Genomic DNA, 16,331 nt, shown 5'->3' with positions numbered 1-16,331 from the left:
CACATCAGACCAAATTCCGGGCAGCCGAGGTCTTGCCCCTGGCCAGCCATTCCTCGAACCGCTGCATCACGACAAAGAAACAAGGCACAAACACCACCGCCAGACAGGTGGACGCCAGCATCCCCGTCGAAACCGAAATCCCGATCGACTTACGGGCATTCGCCCCTGCCCCGGTCGCCAGCACCAGCGGCACCACCCCGAGGATAAACGCGAAGGACGTCATCAGGATCGGCCGCAACCTGGCCTTCGCCGCGCCGACCGCCGCATCCAGAATGGAGGCGCCGTGCAGCACCCGCTGCTCCCGCGCCACTTCCACGATCAGGATCGCGTTCTTCGCCCCCAGCGCGATCAGCAGCATCAACCCGATCTGCGTGTACAGGTTGTTGTCCACGCCCAGGCCGGTCAAAGCCAGCACCGGCCCCAGCAACGCCAGCGGCACCGCCAGAACCACCGAGATCGGCGCCAGCCAGCTTTCGTACTGCCCCGCCAGGACCAGGTACACCAGCAGGATGGCCAGAGCGAACACGATGTAGATCTGGTTGCCTACGGCTTTCTCCTGATACGACATCGCCGTCCATTCGGAGGCACTGCCCGAGGGCAAATCGCGCTGGGCGATCTCATCCATCAGGTCCAGTGCCTCCCCCGAACTGAACCCGGCGGCCGGGGACCCGATGATCGTTGCCGACGGATACAGATTGTACAGTTGCACAAGCGCCGGCCCGGTATCGGGCGTGATGTCGACCACCGTGCCCAACGGTACCATGGTGCCGTTGCCGGCCCGCACCGGCAGCGCCTCGATATCCGCCGGGGTCACCCTCGCCGACGCATCCGCCTGAGTGTAGACCTGGAACGTCAGCCCGAACTTGTTGATCTGACCCACGAAACTGGACCCGACATAGGTCGCCAGCGTCTGGAACACCTGCCCGACGGAAATCTGCAGTGCCTCCGCCTTCGTCCGGTCCACCGTCACCCGCATCTGCGGCACGTTCGCCCGTATGGTGGTGTTCAGCCTGGCCAGCTCCGATTGGCTGCGCGCATTGCCGAGGATCGTCCGTGTCAGGGACTGCAACTTGGAGAAATCGCCACTGCCGTCGCGCAACTCCACCTGCATGGAGAAGCCGCCGGAATTGCCGATCCCCTGGATCGCCGGCGGCGGCACAACCAGGATCGTCGCGTCCTCGATCGGCGCCACCGCGGCGGACAATGCCTGGAACATTCCCAGCAGCCCCTCGCTGGCGGATGTCCGCTGGCTCCAATCCTTCAGGACGACATAGGCGACCCCGGCATTGGACAGCGACGCGCTGTTGTCCAGCACTGAAATGCCGGAGATGCACACCACATCCTGCACCCCTGGCACCGAACTGACCGCTTTCTGCACCTTCTCCATCACCGCCTGCGTACGGCTCAGCGAGGCGCTGTCCGGCAACTGCACCGAAACGAGGAAGTATCCCTGGTCCTCCAGCGGCAGGAACCCTGTGGGCAGCCGGGTCAATCCGAAGATGCCGCCGCCCATCAGCAACAGCGCCAGCACCACCATGATCCCGGCGCGCTTCGTCATCGAGCCGACGAGGCCCACGTACCAATGCTCCAACCGAGCATAACCGTGGTTGAAGGCGCGATAGAACCGATTGCGTTGTTCCATCGGAACGGTCGGGCGCAGCCACAGCGCGCATTGTGTCGGCTTCAAGGTCGCGGCGTTGATCGCGCTGATCAGCGCGGTGGCGGCAATCACCAGGGCGAACTGGGCGTACAACCGCCCGGTCAGACCCGGCAGGAACGCCGCCGGGATGAACACCGACATCAGCACCAGCGTGATGCCGATGATCGGGCCGAACAGGTCCCGCATCGCCTTGATGGCGGCGTCATGGCCGCTGAGGCCCTGCTCGACGTAATGCGCGGCACCTTCCACCACGACGATCGCGTCATCCACCACGATGCCGATCGCCAGCACGATGGCGAACAGAGTGGACAGGTTGATGGTGAACCCCAGCGCCGCCATCGCTGCGAAGGCGCCGATGATCGTCACCGGCACCGTCGTCGCCGGCACCAGGGTCGCCCTGATATCCTGCAGGAACACCAGGATGACGATCAGCACGAGGATTCCGGCCTCGATCAGCGTCTTGTAGACCTCATTCACCGAGGCAGAAACGAACCGCGTGGTGTCGAACGGAATGTCGTATTCCATGCCTTGCGGGAACGCGCGTGACAGCTCCACCATCTTCGCGCGGATTTCCTTCATCACCGTCAGCGCGTTGGCGCCGGGCGACTGGAATACGGCCATCCCCGCCGACGGCCTGCCGTTGGCGGTGAATGCCTGGGAATAAGTCTGCGCGCCCAGTTCGACATGGCCGATATCGCGCACCCTTGTCACCGCCCCGTCGGAGCCGGTCTTGACGATGATGTTCTCGAACTGCGTCACGTCGGTCAGCCGGCCGGCGACGTTCAGCGTGTACTGGAAATCCTGGCCTTTCGCCGGCGGTGCGCCGATCTGCCCGGCGGTGACCTGGGAGCTTTGCTGCTGCAGGGCCTGGGTCACGTCGCTGACCGTCAGACCCCTGGCCTGCATCAGGTTTGGATCGAGCCAGATCCGCATCGCATACTGGCCGGCGCCGAACACCGTGACATTGCCGACGCCGGGCAGACGCGCCATTTCCTGCTGCAAGTTGATGGCGGCGTAGTTGCTGAGATACAGCCCGTCATACTGGTTGTTGGACGCGGTCAGGGTGACGATGCCCAGGATCGCCGTCGATTTCTGCTGCACCACGACGCCCTGCGCCTGCACCGCCTGCGGCAGCGAGGCCATCGCGCTGGCGACCCGGTTCTGCACCAGCACCTGGGCGTAGTTCAGGTCGGTGCCGATGGCGAACGTAACGATCAGCGAGTAGCTGCCGTCGCTGGCGCTGGTGGACTGCATGTACAGCATGCCCTGGACGCCGTTGACCTGCTGCTCGATCGGCAGGGCGACGGTGTTCATGATGTCGGTGGCGCTGGCCCCGGGATAGCGGGTGGTGACCTGCACCGTCGGCGGCACCACGTCGGGCAACTGCGCGATCGGCAGGTTGAACAGCGACACGCCGCCCAGCAGCACGAACAGGATCGCCAGCACATTGGCGAGGACCGGCCGCTCGATGAAAAATTTCGCGATCATTGCGACACGTCCATCAGCATGACGGTGGCCGGATCGACCTTTTCACCCGGGGTCGCGCGCTGCAGGCCATCGACGATCACGCTGTCGTCCGCGGTCAGCCCGGTTTCGATCACCCGGAACGCGCCCTTCACCGGCCCGGTGGTCACGTGCTTCTGGTCCACGACATTATCGTCGCCGACCACCAGCACGTAGCGGCCGCCCTGGTCGGCCCCCAGCGCGGCGTTGGGCACCAGCAGCGCGTTGACGTCGGTTTCCAGCGGCACCCTCACCCGAGCGAAATATCCCGGCAGGAGTACGATATCGGCATTGTCGAGCACGCCGCGCGCCGCCAGCGTCCCGGTGGACGGATCGACCATCGGCGCGACGTAATCCATGTGTCCGCGATGCGGGTAGCCGGTTTCACCCTGCAAGCCGACCTCCACCGGGACCGACTGGATATCCTCCGGCCGCTTGCCGCTCTTGCGGATGTTGGCTCGTATTCGCAACACTTCCTGTTCGCTGACGTTGAAGGTGACGTACATCGGCTGCATCTGCACGATGGTCGCCAGCTTGGTGGGCTGGGTGCCGACCAGGTCGCCGATCGACACCAGATGCGCCGACACCCGGCCGGCGAACGGTGCGAGCACGCGCGTGTAGCTGTAGTTGATCGCCGCCAGTTGCGTATTGGCTGCCGCCGCGGCGACATTGGCCTGCGCGGTGTCGCGCGAAGCCCGAGCGTCGTCGAGGTTCTGCACCGAGGCGACGGAATTTTTCTGCAAACTTTCATTGCGGACGAAGTTCGCCTGGGCGTCGACCAGCGTTGCCTGCGATGCGGCCTCGGCCGCCTGCGCCTGTTGCAGTTTCGCCTGATAGGGCGGCGGCTCTATGGTGAACAGGATGTCGCCGGTCTTCACCATCGCCCCGTCGGTGTAGCTGATCCCCTGCACGAAACCCTGGATGCGGGCGACGAGATCGACCGAGTTCACCGCTGCGGTGTTGCCGGTCGCTTCCAGGTAGCGGGTGATTTTCTCCGAGATCGGCTTGGCAACGGAGACTTTCGGCGGCGGCGGCGGCACATACTGGTTGGATTTCTTGCACCCACCGGCCAGGAGCGTCAGGCCGATAACGGCATATCCGACCATCTTCCGGAGTCGCCGCATTGTTTTGCCTCACGATTGCGTTGGACGTGGGCGGACGTTAGCGGGCATCGTTGCGTTTCGACCAGTCCCCTTTTTGGACAGATGGCGACGTATTTCGACGGCATGACAATTTCTTACGATCGTTCCGTTCGCTGCGCGGTTCTCCTCACCGATCCGGGCATCGCCGAGTCCTATCACATCAAAGTTAACTATTCGCTAACGCCGGAGGCCATTTCATCAGTCAGGCACAGGATTATTTCGGTCTGTGACACGGGGGGTTTTATTTCGGTGATAACGATCTCATCCAGATAGTTGTTGTGCGGTGGGGAAGTCGAGACTAACCTTCCCGCTGCACGGCCCGCATCGGGCCGAACGACTGCCGGCGATCGTTCCCGCGCCTGAGTGGCGCCCCGCACCGGGAGAATGAAGATGTCCGACTCGACTCGCGATCAGAAGGCTTCGGCGTTCGACAAGACAAAGCGCGCACAGGCGCATGATGACGACCGGATGGAAGACGAAGAAAAGATCATGGCCGGCCGGCATGACGTCAACTATCCGGCACATCTGACCAAGGACGTGCCGGGCGGTTAGCGGAGTGACCGCGTGGCCGGCGCGAATGGTTCGTTGACCTCCTCCAACGACCGGCCGGTGGTGCGGGGTCCATACGCGTAGCCCAGGCCGCGCAGGACGTAACAGCCGGCGACGAAGGCGAACACCGCTTCATACCCCAGGCCGGCATAGACCCAGGCGACGATGAACGGGCCCGCCACGTTGGCCAGCCGCCCGATGCCATAGGTGAACCCGGTGCCGAGGGATCGCACGTCGGTGGAAAACAGCTCCGAGGCGTAAATGTAGCTACCGGTTGCGCCGGCCTGCAGGCCGATCACCATCAGCGCGCCGAACACCATGATCCAGGTCGGGTCGCGGCTGAAGCCGTAGGCCAGGCCGCAGACGACCACGGTGAGGGACGCGCCGGTGTTGAACCATTTGCGCTCGAACCGCTCCATCAGGTCGGCCGCCAGCAGCGCGCCGAGCGGATTGCAGATGGAGATGACGCTGACGAAGGTGAGCGATTTCACCACCGAGAAACCATGCTCGAACAGCAGGGTCGGCACCCAGGACATGAAGCCGTAGAAGCCGACGGTGCCGGTGATGGAGATCATCGACAGCAGCAGCGTGCGGCTGAGATGCGGATGGCGGAACAATGCCGCGTAGGGCGGCCTTGGGGCGGCTGGTTCGTCCGCTTGCGCTGACGGTTCGGCCAAGGTGCCATAGCGGGCCAGGGCGAGTCGTTCCAGGTGTGCGACGGTTGCCTCGGCGTCCGCGGTGCGGCCCTGCACCGACAGCCAGCGCGGCGATTCAGGCATCGCTCGGCCGATGATCGCGGCGATGATGCCCAGGGCGCCCCAGACGAACACCAGCCGCCAGCCCCAGGCGCCCATCGGCACCAGGAAGCGGGCGACCCAGGCGGTGGCGGGGATGCCGATCAGGCCGACAGTCATCGTCAGGCCCATGTAACGACCGCGCAGGTGCCGGGGAAAGAACTCGCTGATATAGGTGTTGGCGATCACCGTCATCGCCGACAGCCCGATCCCGGTGACGAAGCGCAGCACCGCCAACGAGGCGACGTCCCAGGCGGCGGCATTCAGGAGGGAGCACAGGCCGTACAGCACGGTGGCGAAGACGAAGCCTCGGCGGCGGCCGAAATGGTTGGCCAGCTTGCCGCCGGACAGCGCGCCGATCGTCATGCCGCCGAAACTGGCCGAGGTGATCAGCGCCACGGTGTGGACCGAGATGCCCCACTGCTTGATCACAGCCGGCGCGGCATAGGCGAAGGTGTTCAGATCGCCGAGTTCGAAGAAATAGGCGAAGGCGAGTGCGATGAACGCCGTCCGGTGCGCGGACGTCATCGGCAGGCGGTCCAAGCGCGCACTGATGCTGGCCATTGGCGTTGCCCCCAAGTCTGTTGCGGGAAGGCTAGGCGGGATCGGGGGCGGTGTCACATGGGAGGCGTCTATGCCACCAGACGCTGGTTTGCCTCGTCCGGATAGCGTGTCGTGGCGGCGACGGTGAGTTCGACCACCAGGGGACCGGTGAAGCCGGCGAATATCTCGGCCGGCAGTGTCGCGTCGCCGTTGGTCCAGAGGAATTCGTTGTCTTCTTCGAACGCGTGAAAGCCTTGGTCCAGCCGCGTGTCGTCGGCTTCGATGATCCGGAGCTTGGTGCCTTGCCGCACGTCGATCCGGCGCAACGCCACGCCCAGGCGGCGTGGGTCGCGCGCCAGGCCCAGTTCCTGGGGTGCGGCGGACCGGGATATGACGCGTGCGGTCTCGGGGGGGCCGGCCAGGCGGAAGACATGCGTGCCGTTGGCATGGCGGGTCGGATTCAGCCGCTGACCGTCCACCAGCAGATGCAGGTCCGGATCGTCGGTCAGAGGCAGTTGGGCGGGCGGGCCGGAGCGGTCCAGCAGGCGGCGCCAGATGGCGTCGACGATCGGACCACCGGTGAGCACCGGCGCGCAGGCGGGTTGCGGCGGGCGGTCCCAATTTTCGTTGCCGTTCCGGAAAAGCCAGCGATTGCCGTCGTCGCGGTAGCTCTCGGACGGGGTGCCGTTGGCGATCAGCACGTCGTGCGTTTCGAGTTCGACATGGTAGATCTCGACTTCCTGGGCGCGGTCGTCCCATAGGATGGAACGGTGATTGACCAGGAATTCCACCGGGATCAATACGTCGTCGATATAGAGGGAATGCGCCTTGGTGATGTGCAGGTCGCGGTTCGGCATGTTGTCGCCCAGGGCGTCCTTGCGCACGATGACCGGGGTGGCGGCGGACCGCTGGCCCCCGGTGGCCAGGGCTTTGCCCCGACCGATCCACGCGATGGGAGCGGTGCGGCCGTCGAACAGCCTGACGCAATCGCCGATTTTCAGCGTCTCGATGGGGGCTTCGCCACGTTCCAGCAGGATTTGCGTGCCGCGACAGAAGCAGATGACGGGGGAAATGTCGGTGCCGGTGGCGGCAGCGTCGGGGATCGCGCTGAAGGTGAGGCCGGTGTAGTCCTCGGACGGGTCCAGTTGCAGCACCTGCGAGCCGTTGTCGCCGGTGACGGTCAACTGGTCGTTGATCGGGTTCAGGATGGCGGTGGCGTTGTCGCCGGTGTCGCTGATGTACTGCAGATCGATGACGTCGTGCACGGCGGTGAAGCCGACGATCGTTCCGGGGACGTCGCCCGAGGCGGCCAGAGCGAGAGTGCCGGCGTTGTTGCTGCCGGCGGCGAAACCGGCGGTGCCGAAGTTGCGGAATTCGTTGGTGTTGAAATTGACCGTGACCGGTGAGGCGGGGTTGCTCATCAGCTCGAGCGTGTGCGGGTCGTTTCCGCCCGCTTCGACGACGCCACCGAACGAGTAGCCGCTTTGCAGCACCAGCAGTGCGTTCGTTCCGCCTAAGTAAATAGCGAACGGGCTGCCGTGGATGGTGCCGGAGTCGAAAATGGTGCCTGTGCCGGCGAATTCGGCCCCGCCGCCGCCCTGTTCCGCGTTCAGATACAGGCCGCCGAAGATGGTGCCGGCGTTCACGGCCGTAGCGTCGGCTCCCACACCGTCGTTGTCGACGTTCAAAAACACGCCGTGGTCAATATAGCCGCTCGCCATATTGGTGAAATTGCCGCCATTCGGCATGATGACATCGGCTTCGCCGGCGAAGCCCGTGCTCAGGGCATGGATACGGCCAGAATTTATAATAACCCCTGGCCCCGACATTTCTATGCCGATAAAGTAACCTTGTATCGATCCACTATTCGTAACGGTATCGCCGGAACCGACGATCTGGATACCGGATTGGGCAAATCCGTTGGCGAAGATCGTGCCCGCGTTGAATACCGTCCCAATACCGTTGGTAACATTACTAATTTCCACCGCCGCTCGGCCGTTCGCTCCGGTGGACAGTATAGTACCTGTATTGGTAATAAAACCGCCGGCCTCCATATAGACGCCGAAGTCGTAGGCCCGGATCAGCCCGCCATTGGTGATCGACCCGCCGGCGAAATCCAGCAGGACGCCGTTGCCGCCGGTGGCTGCGCTGATGATCGTGCCGGTCCCCTGGTTGACCAGCGTACCGCCGCCCCTGCCCTGGAAGACTGCGGCATCGCTGCCGGTGGTGCCGGTCAGTTGGATGACGCCGCTGTTGATGACCGTGCCGGCCTGCTCCATGCCGAGGCTCTCGCCATAGCCCCTGATCAGACCGGTATTGACCACCGTCGCCCCGGTCGCATCCATCCGCACGCCATCGCCGCTGGCCGTCTGGCCGAGGATCACGCCGCTGTTGAACAGCGATCCGCCACCGGTGAGCTCGACAGCCGATGGGGACGCGCTACTCGTCGACAGAATGGTGCCGTAGTTCGCGACGTAGCCGACCCCTTGTATATACAGGCCCCGGACACCGCCTTGAATGAGCCCCGAATTGTCGACGCTGCCGCCGGGCGAGACGATCTCGACACCGATGCTGACGTTGCCGCTGGCGATGATCGACCCGTCATTGATCAGCGTGCCGCCGCCGGAGCCCTTGACTGCGATCGCGCCGGGGGAGGACGCGATCACTGCGCCGGTGCTGGTGATGGTCAGCGGCGATGGATAGGTCTGTCCCGTACCGTAATAGATATTGGTGCTGATGGTGGTCGAGATGGTGCTCATTCACTCTCTCCTGGCAGGCCCGGCCCGGGGACGTCGCGACATTGATACGGGAAACATGGAACAAATGCGCAACTTGTTCGCGCGTTACGCACGGTTTCGTGATATTAGGCCCCTGCTCCGCACGTTACGCCAATCACGTTTTTGGGATTGTGTAATCATGACGGACGTGTGTCAGTGATTCGATGACCATTTACCTAAATAGGATGAGCCAACACCCTAAAATTGACGGTGGACAGTGGTAAATCGTAAGAACAAACGGGTTATTGATAATGGAGGTACGCCCATGAGCAACGCTCTGTCCATGCAGGTGTGTCGAACGGTATCGTCACGCTGCATGCCTCGCCATCGGCCTGACCGATGACCGAATACGACGCCATCGTCATCGGCACCGGACAGGCTGGGCCGTCCCTGGCGCGCCGCCTGGCGAAGGATGGGCAGCGTGTTGCGATCATCGAGCGTGCCAGGTTCGGCGGCACCTGCGTCAACACCGGTTGCACCCCGACGAAGGCGCTGGTCGCGAGCGCCTATGCCGCGCACCTGGCGCGACGGGCAAGTGACTATGGCGTAACGATAGGCGGCGCCGTCTCGATCGACATGCAGCGGGTGAAGGCGCGCAAGGATGCCATCGTCGCATCCAGTCGGGATGGTCTGGAGGCTTCGTTGCGGCGGACCAAGGGGATTATCGTCGTGCAGGACCATGGGCGGTTCGTTTCGGCTGGCGAGGTGGTTGCCGGTGGTGAAACCATGCGTGCGCCACGGGTTTTCATCAATGTCGGTGGGCGGCCTGCGATCCCGCCGATCCTGGGCCTCGATACGGTGCCGTATTTGACCAGCAGCACGATTGTTGATCTTGATACGATACCGAGCCATTTGGTGATTATCGGGGGGAGCTATGTGGGGCTGGAGTTCGCGCAGATCTATCGGCGTTTCGGCAGCGCGGTCACGGTGATCGAGGCTGGGCCTCGGCTGATCGGGCGGGAGGATACGGAGATTTCCGATGCTGTTCGTGAGATACTGGAGGCAGAGGGGATCGAGGTCCGGCTGGGCACGAAGACCACCGCGGTCGCCGCCGGGATCGAGGTCAGTGTGGAGAGTGCGGCGGGTATAGCGTCGATTTCGGGGTCGCATCTGTTGTTGGCCGCCGGGCGGCGGCCGAATACGGATGATCTCGGGCTGGAAACGACGGGTGTGGCCGTGAATTCGCATGGGTATATTCAGGTGGACGATGCGTTGCGGACCAGCGTGCCCGGAATTTGGGCGATCGGCGAGTGCAATGGACGGGGGGCGTTTACGCATACGGCCTATAACGACTACGAAATCGTCGCCGATACGCTGCTGGATGGCGGCAGTCGCCGGGTGACCGATCGGATTGTGGCGTATGCGCTGTTCACCGATCCGCCGTTGGGGCGGGCCGGGATGACGGAGCATGAGGCGGTGGCGGCAGGGCACAAGGTGCTGGTGGGCCGTTTGGAGATGGCGAACGTTTCACGCGCGATCGAAAAGGGCGAGACGGCGGGGGTGATGAAGATCGTTGTCTCGGCCGATACGCAGGAGATTTTGGGTGCGGCCATTCTGGGGGTGGGTGGCGATGAGGTGGTGCATGGCATCCTGGACATGATGTATGCGAAGGCACCTTATCCGGTTTTGCAACGGGTGGTGGATATTCATCCGACCGTGTCGGAGTTCATTCCGGTGCTGTTGGGTGGGTTGCGGGCGGTTTGAGTTGTTATTTTGGTACGTATGCAGTGGGGTGGTGGGGAGCGAAAAGTAATCAAGCGGACACTGAGTTCGCACGGAGTTGCATTGAGCACCGCCGAGCAATGGTCCTGCGGGCGGAGGCCTCGTAGGCGTTAGAATAGGGGGTGGAGTTGGCTCATCATTGACGCAGAATCCGTAGCCCCTGACTTTTCGTGCGAAATCCAGCAAAGTCGTTGGTGGTTGGATCAAGCCGGACCATGACACGGGGGTAGGCCCGTGCCCTATTTTAACGCCCATGGGGCGGAGGCCCGCCAGACAGACCTTTGTTTTTACATGTAAAAGGCGTGGATGCCGACCTTCGTCGGCATGACGGATGGGGATGACGGATGGGGATGACGGATGGGGCTGACGGAAGCGTTGGCATCGGCGACCGTTAGTATAATGTCCGGGCTTCATCCTTGAATTCGTTGCATCGAAGTGCCTTACCTGACCCGCGCGTGCAAGCGCACCTTGATCTGCCGATTGAAACACGAACTCTGTGAAACTCCGTGCGAACTCAGTGAAACTCTGTGTCCGCTTGATTGCTTCCTTGTTGACGGCATCGCCGAACCGCGATGCCCGCGAAGGCGGAACACTCCACCGCGAAGACTCTTTTAGGCCCTTCCTTGTTATGGCCGTGCGTGGCACGACCACAACAAGGTCCGGAATGCCGCTCCCCTAGCCGCCGCGTGGCGGCCAGACGGGGGGGTGGTAGCCCAGCGGCACGGCGGGACGGGCCCAGCGGGGGGCGGTTTCAGACATTTGGACGACGGGGCCGAGGTGGCGCAGGCGGCCGGATGGTGTGTCTGTGGTCATCGACCAGCGATCGAGTTCCTCGGCGGTGAATTCCTCCGGGATGTCGCGCAGCGCTTCGGCCGGGACCTCGCCGCGGTCGACGATCCATTTGCCGACCTGGGCCAGGGAGATGCGGACCAGCCAACTGCCGCCCTGCTGAGCCCGGCGTTTCAGCGCGATCATCGCGCCGGCCGCCATCAGGTAGCCGGTGCAGTAATCGATCGCGGACAGCGGATAGAACTGCGGTCCCGGGGTCTTGCCCGGAACGATTTCGGCCTGGCGGGCGGTGATGCCGCTGACGGTCTGCACCACGGTGTCGAAGCCGCGGCGGGATGCCCAGGGGCCGGCGTGGCTGAACGCGCACAGCGAGACATAGACCAGGCCGGGACGCAGCGCGATCAGTTCTTCAGGCGAAAGACCGCGCGCACCCAGCGTGCCGGGGCGGTAGCCTTGGGAGAACACGTCGGCGTCCTTGATCAGGCCACGCAGTGTGTCGACGTTCTGTTGCTCGCGCAGATCGAGATAGGTGGACAGCTTGCCCAGGCCGGTGTCGAGCTCCTGGTAGCCCAGGTTGGGCAGATGTTCGGCGGAGATTTTCATCACATCGGCGCCGTGTTCGGCCAGTGTGCGGGCACAGGTCGGGCCGGCCAGCACGCGGGTGATATCGACCACGCGGATGCCCGACAACGGGCGGTCGCCTGGCGGCAGCGGTTCGGCCGGGGCATCGCCGATGCGGATGATCTCCATCAGCGGCAGCGCGGCGATGGCGGCGGACTGGGGATGCTCAGCCCATTCGGCCTTGGTCCGCACCATGCCGCCGGCGCCCTTGGCGGCCAGGATGGCTTCCTCCAGGTCCAGGGCGTTCCAGGTGGCCACCGCTTTGGTGACCGACTCGCGGGTTTCCTCGCAGCCCAGGACTTTCACGGCGGCGGCGCGGTGGTTGGGGAAGTTGGCGTGGACGTAGCTCCAGCGGCCGTCTTTCGTGGGGTAGACGCCCATGATCGGGTTGCGCGCGGAGGAGATGTGGCCGTCGCCGACCTTCAGGTAATGCGCGCTGCGCAACGACGCCGTGGCCTGGCGGACATCGACGGCGATGTCCTGGCGCCGGCCGGTGCGCAGTTCCCACAGATCGGCGGCGGCCAGGCCGGTCGCGGCCAGTGTCGCGGCGCCGGCCTCTCCGACGCGGAACGGGGTGGGCAGGATCGGATCGGTGCCGCCGGTGAAGGTTACGGCAGCCGCCCGTTCGGCGGACAGGCCGGTGCTCGGCAGGATGGTGCGTAAGGCGTCATGCGCCATGGTGGTCATCTCCCCGTGTTGTGATTACGGTCTTGTGATCGTCCGGCGGCATCATGCCGCGAACCCACGCCCGCGAACATCTCGGACACCGCGGGATGGACCAGGGAGAGCCGAACCGATACCACGGAGCCGCGCAGTACAGGACGCCGAACCTCGTCTTTCGCCAATCTCCACCCCGGGGTGACCCATGCCGTTCACAGTCCGAATCAGTCGCCCCCAGCATGGGGCCAATACCGGCCCACAGACAAGGTCGGTCCGGATCACCGGCCGATGAGCCGGTGGCCTGGCATCAGCGACTGGATCTATTCGTTGAAGACCTTCGCCTCGGCGATCGCGGCGCTGTACATCGCGATGGCCATCGGGCTGGATCGACCGTACTGGGCGATGGCGACAGTCTATATCGTTTCGCAACCGTTGACCGGGGCGATGCGCTCCAAGGCGATCTATCGCCTGATCGGCACGGCGATCGGCGCATCGGCGACGATCGCGCTGGTGCCGAACCTGGTGGACGCGCCGGAATTGCTGACCACGGCGCTGGCTGTCTGGGTGGGCGGGTGCCTCTACATCGCGTTGCTGGACCGCACGCCGCGCAGCTATGTGTTCATGCTGGCCGGCTATACCGCCGCGCTGATCGGCTTCCCAGCCGTCACCACGCCGGATGCGATCTGGTCCATCGCGCTCGCCCGCGTCGAGGAAATCTGGCTCGGCATCATCTGCACGACCGTCATCGGCACCGTGGTGTTTCCACGCGAACTGGGGCCGGCGCTGAGCATGCGGATCCTCATCTGGGCTGGCAACGCATTCAACTGGACCGAGGACGTGCTGGCCGGCCGGCCCGATCTCGACAAGCGGCAGGCACATATCCAGTTGGCGGCGGATGTCGTTGAATTGCGGTTGCTGGGATCGCACCTTGCCTACGATACCTCCCGCTACCAGACGGCGACGCGATGGGTGACCGAGTTGCAGAAGCGGATGGTGCTGCTGCTGCCGCTGTTGTCGTCGATCAATGACCGACTGGGTGCGCTGCGGGCGGAGGGCGGGATGACTCCCGGCCTGACGCGGCTGCTGGCGGACATGGGCGTATGGGTGCGGGCGGTCCAGCCGCCGCCGCCGCGCAGCGAGGCCGATCGGATGCGGGCGTCGATCGCCCGATGCCAGGCGGAGACCGATCCGCGCGCCGGGTGGACTGACATCATGCGCGGCAGCGTGCTGCAGCGCCTGGGTCAACTGGTCGATCTGCGGCAGGACATGCGCGATCTGCGTCAGCACGTCGAACAGGGTGGCGGCGCGCTGGCGCACCCGCTCGCCGTGCATACGCATGCACCGGACCGGCAGCACCACGATCGTGGGCTGGCGCTGTTGTCGGGCCTCGCGGCGGTCATCACAGTCATGCTGGTGTGCGCGTTCTGGATCGGCACGGGCTGGGCGGCCGGCGGCAACATGGCAGCCCTGGCGGCGGCGGCGTGCTGTCTGTTCGCCGCGCTGGACGACCCGACCCCGGCGCTGAAGGGCATGCTGCTGAGCGTGGTCATCGCCGCGGTGGCGGTCGGCATCGGGCTGTTCGCCATCCTGCCGCTGGTGCATGATTTCGAGATGTTGACACTCGTGCTGGCGGCGTTCTTCGTGCCGGTGGGCCTGCTGATCGCGATGCCCGCCACACAGCTATTGGGCACGCCGCTGGGCTTCCTGACGGCGACGCTGCTGAGCCTGGAAAGTGCCTACGCGGCGGATTTCGTGACGTATGCCGATGGCAGTATCGCGGCGATCCTGGGTGTCGCGGGGGCGGCGGTGGTGACCGCGCTGATGCGGTCGGTTGGCGCGGAATGGAGTGCGAGGCGGTTGTTGCGGGCGAACTGGCGCGATCTGGCGGCCATTCCGAACCACCGGGAGCCGCATCAGCGGGGGGCGTTGTCGGCGCTACTGATAGATCGGCTGGGGCTGCTGGTGCCTCGGCTGGCGGCGATCGGAACGGACAACGAGCTGGCGGCGGCGGATGTGCTGGCCGACCTGCGTATTGGTATCAACATGATCGACCTGCAGCATGATCGCGACGGCCTGCCGCTGCCGTTGCGGGCGGCCGTGGACGATGTGGTCGCCGGCACCGCCCGGCATTTCCATGATCAGGTGGTGGCGGGGCGGGTGCGGTCGCCCTCCCCTGCTCTGCTGAGCGACATCGACCGGGCGCTGGATGCCGCCGTCGCGATGGCGGGGGCCGGCGATCTTCTGCTGCAACTGGTGGGCATCAGGCGGGGGCTGTTCGCCGATGCCGAACCGTTCCATCCGACGCCGCCGCCGGGTGGGCTGGCGAGGGAGGCGGCATGATCGGTGAGTTCGACGTCTATGGTGTGTTCGTCCCGGTGCTGCTGGTCTGGGCGCTGATCGCGCTGGCGCTGATCGCGGTGCTGCGCCGTTGTCTGGCCGCTATCGGTTTCTATCGGCTGGTGTGGCACCGGGCGCTGGTGGATTTGTCGCTGTACGTCCTGATCCTGGCCGCCGTGGCCAGCGTCATGTCCTCTTGGATGCAATCATGAAACCGTTCTTCCGCCGTTTCGCGTTCAATGTCGGCCGTCCGGTCCTGACGCTGGTGATCGTTGCCGTCGCACTGGTCGCGGGCCGAGGCCTGTGGGCGTATTACCAGGAGGCGCCGTGGACTCGGGATGGGCGGGTGCGGGCCGACGTGGTCACCATCGCGCCGGACGTGTCCGGGCTGGTCACTCAGGTGATGGTGCGGGACAACCAGACGGTGAAGCGTGGCGATGAGCTGTTCCGGATCGATCCGGACCGGTTCGAGTTGGCGCTGGCGCAGGCGGACGCGGCGATGGCCAGCCGCAAGGCGACGATGGATGAGGCCCAGCGGGAGGCGAACCGCTACCAGCGGCTGAACCAGTTGTCGGTGTCGGAGGAGGCGCAGCAACAGCGGGAAACCAACGCCGAATCAGCTCAGGCGGCGTATCGGGAGGCGGTGGCGGATCGGGCGGTGGCGGACCTGAATTTGCGGCGGACCGTAGTGATCAGCCCGGTGGATGGGACGGTGACCAACGTGGCGCTGGAGCCGGGGGATTACGTGACCACGGGCAAGGGCGTGATGGCGCTGGTGGACAGCGCGACGATCCGGATCGAGGGCTATTTCGAGGAGACCAAGCTGCCGAAAATCCAGATCGGCGATCGGGCGGTCATGCGGCTGATGGGGGAATCCCGGGAGCTGACCGGGCATGTGGAGAGCATTGCCACCGGGATCGCGGATCGGGAGCGGACGGACAGCCCCGACCTGCTGGCCAACATCAACCCGACGTTCAACTGGGTGCGGCTGGCGCAGCGGGTGCCGGTGCGGGTGAAGCCGGATTCGGTGCCGGCGGGGATGGAACTGGTGATCGGGCGGACGGCGACGGTCACGATCGAGCCGGGGACGGCGCACTGAGCGAGGCCCGCTCCCGGTTCTGTCCATGTTTGTCATGCTGATACCCGGGTCAGGCCCGAGCACTGTCCACGCCTTTTATCAGCGAAAACAAAGGCATGGACGGCGGCCTCCGCCCGCCATGACGGTTGCACGGCG

Annotated in this window: 10 protein-coding genes; 5 read left to right on the top strand and 5 right to left on the bottom strand. The window is 64.7% G+C overall.

The window, feature by feature from the left end:
* Positions 1-4: 4 nt before the first annotated feature.
* Both GSQ89_RS09415 and GSQ89_RS09410 read right to left on the bottom strand, forming a co-directional pair.
* Positions 5-3,148: an efflux RND transporter permease subunit gene (locus GSQ89_RS09415; RefSeq protein ID WP_158924323.1), complete on the bottom strand. Its 3,144-nt coding sequence runs from the start codon at positions 3,146-3,148 to the stop codon at positions 5-7.
* The gene (locus GSQ89_RS09410; protein ID WP_158924321.1) at positions 3,145-4,287 is read right to left on the bottom strand and encodes an efflux RND transporter periplasmic adaptor subunit; all 1,143 of its coding nucleotides are present in this window, start codon (positions 4,285-4,287) and stop codon (positions 3,145-3,147) included. Before GSQ89_RS09410 ends, GSQ89_RS09415 begins: the two co-directional genes overlap by 4 nt.
* 408 nt (positions 4,288-4,695) lie before the next feature.
* Here GSQ89_RS09410 and GSQ89_RS09405 point away from each other — a divergent pair, with 408 nt between their 5' ends.
* The gene (locus GSQ89_RS09405) at positions 4,696-4,857 is read left to right on the top strand and encodes a hypothetical protein (protein WP_158924319.1); all 162 of its coding nucleotides are present in this window, start codon (positions 4,696-4,698) and stop codon (positions 4,855-4,857) included.
* Here the strand turns inward: GSQ89_RS09405 and GSQ89_RS09400 are convergent.
* Both GSQ89_RS09400 and GSQ89_RS09395 read right to left on the bottom strand, forming a co-directional pair.
* Complete coding sequence (locus GSQ89_RS09400; RefSeq protein WP_158924317.1) at positions 4,854-6,212, bottom strand: MFS transporter; 1,359 nt, start codon at positions 6,210-6,212, stop codon at positions 4,854-4,856. The genes GSQ89_RS09405 and GSQ89_RS09400 overlap by 4 nt on opposite strands.
* 68 nt (positions 6,213-6,280) lie before the next feature.
* Positions 6,281-8,950, bottom strand: coding sequence for a Hint domain-containing protein (locus GSQ89_RS09395; RefSeq protein WP_158924315.1), 2,670 nt, complete (start codon positions 8,948-8,950; stop codon positions 6,281-6,283).
* A gap of 357 nt (positions 8,951-9,307) precedes the next feature.
* On the opposite strand from GSQ89_RS09395, the gene GSQ89_RS09390 reads away from it, so the two are divergent.
* Entirely contained in the window at positions 9,308-10,672 is a 1,365-nt protein-coding gene (locus GSQ89_RS09390) for an FAD-containing oxidoreductase (RefSeq protein ID WP_158924313.1), read from the top strand.
* 693 nt (positions 10,673-11,365) lie between these two features.
* On the opposite strand, the gene GSQ89_RS09385 is transcribed toward GSQ89_RS09390, so the two are convergent.
* Entirely contained in the window at positions 11,366-12,778 is a 1,413-nt protein-coding gene (locus tag GSQ89_RS09385) for a CoA transferase (protein ID WP_158924311.1), read from the bottom strand.
* A 270-nt stretch (positions 12,779-13,048) separates the two neighbouring features.
* Here GSQ89_RS09385 and GSQ89_RS09380 point away from each other — a divergent pair, with 270 nt between their 5' ends.
* The 3 genes from GSQ89_RS09380 to GSQ89_RS09370 are packed head-to-tail and all read left to right on the top strand — an operon-like array spanning position 13,049 to position 16,196.
* Positions 13,049-15,100 (top strand): FUSC family protein, encoded by a 2,052-nt coding sequence (locus GSQ89_RS09380; protein WP_158924309.1) that lies wholly within the window; start codon positions 13,049-13,051, stop codon positions 15,098-15,100.
* On the top strand, positions 15,097-15,309 hold the full coding sequence (locus GSQ89_RS09375; RefSeq protein WP_158924307.1) for a DUF1656 domain-containing protein: 213 nt from the start codon (positions 15,097-15,099) through the stop codon (positions 15,307-15,309). Before GSQ89_RS09380 ends, GSQ89_RS09375 begins: the two co-directional genes overlap by 4 nt.
* The gene (locus GSQ89_RS09370; RefSeq protein WP_158924305.1) at positions 15,306-16,196 is read left to right on the top strand and encodes an HlyD family secretion protein; all 891 of its coding nucleotides are present in this window, start codon (positions 15,306-15,308) and stop codon (positions 16,194-16,196) included. The genes GSQ89_RS09375 and GSQ89_RS09370 overlap by 4 nt, the downstream gene beginning before the upstream one ends.
* Positions 16,197-16,331 lie beyond the last annotated feature (135 nt).

It is taken from the genome of Acidisphaera sp. S103 (genome assembly GCF_009765975.1).
In the GTDB taxonomy this organism is placed as follows: Bacteria; Pseudomonadota; Alphaproteobacteria; order Acetobacterales; family Acetobacteraceae; genus Rhodopila.
This window is presented reverse-complemented; position numbering and strand designations above follow the sequence as displayed.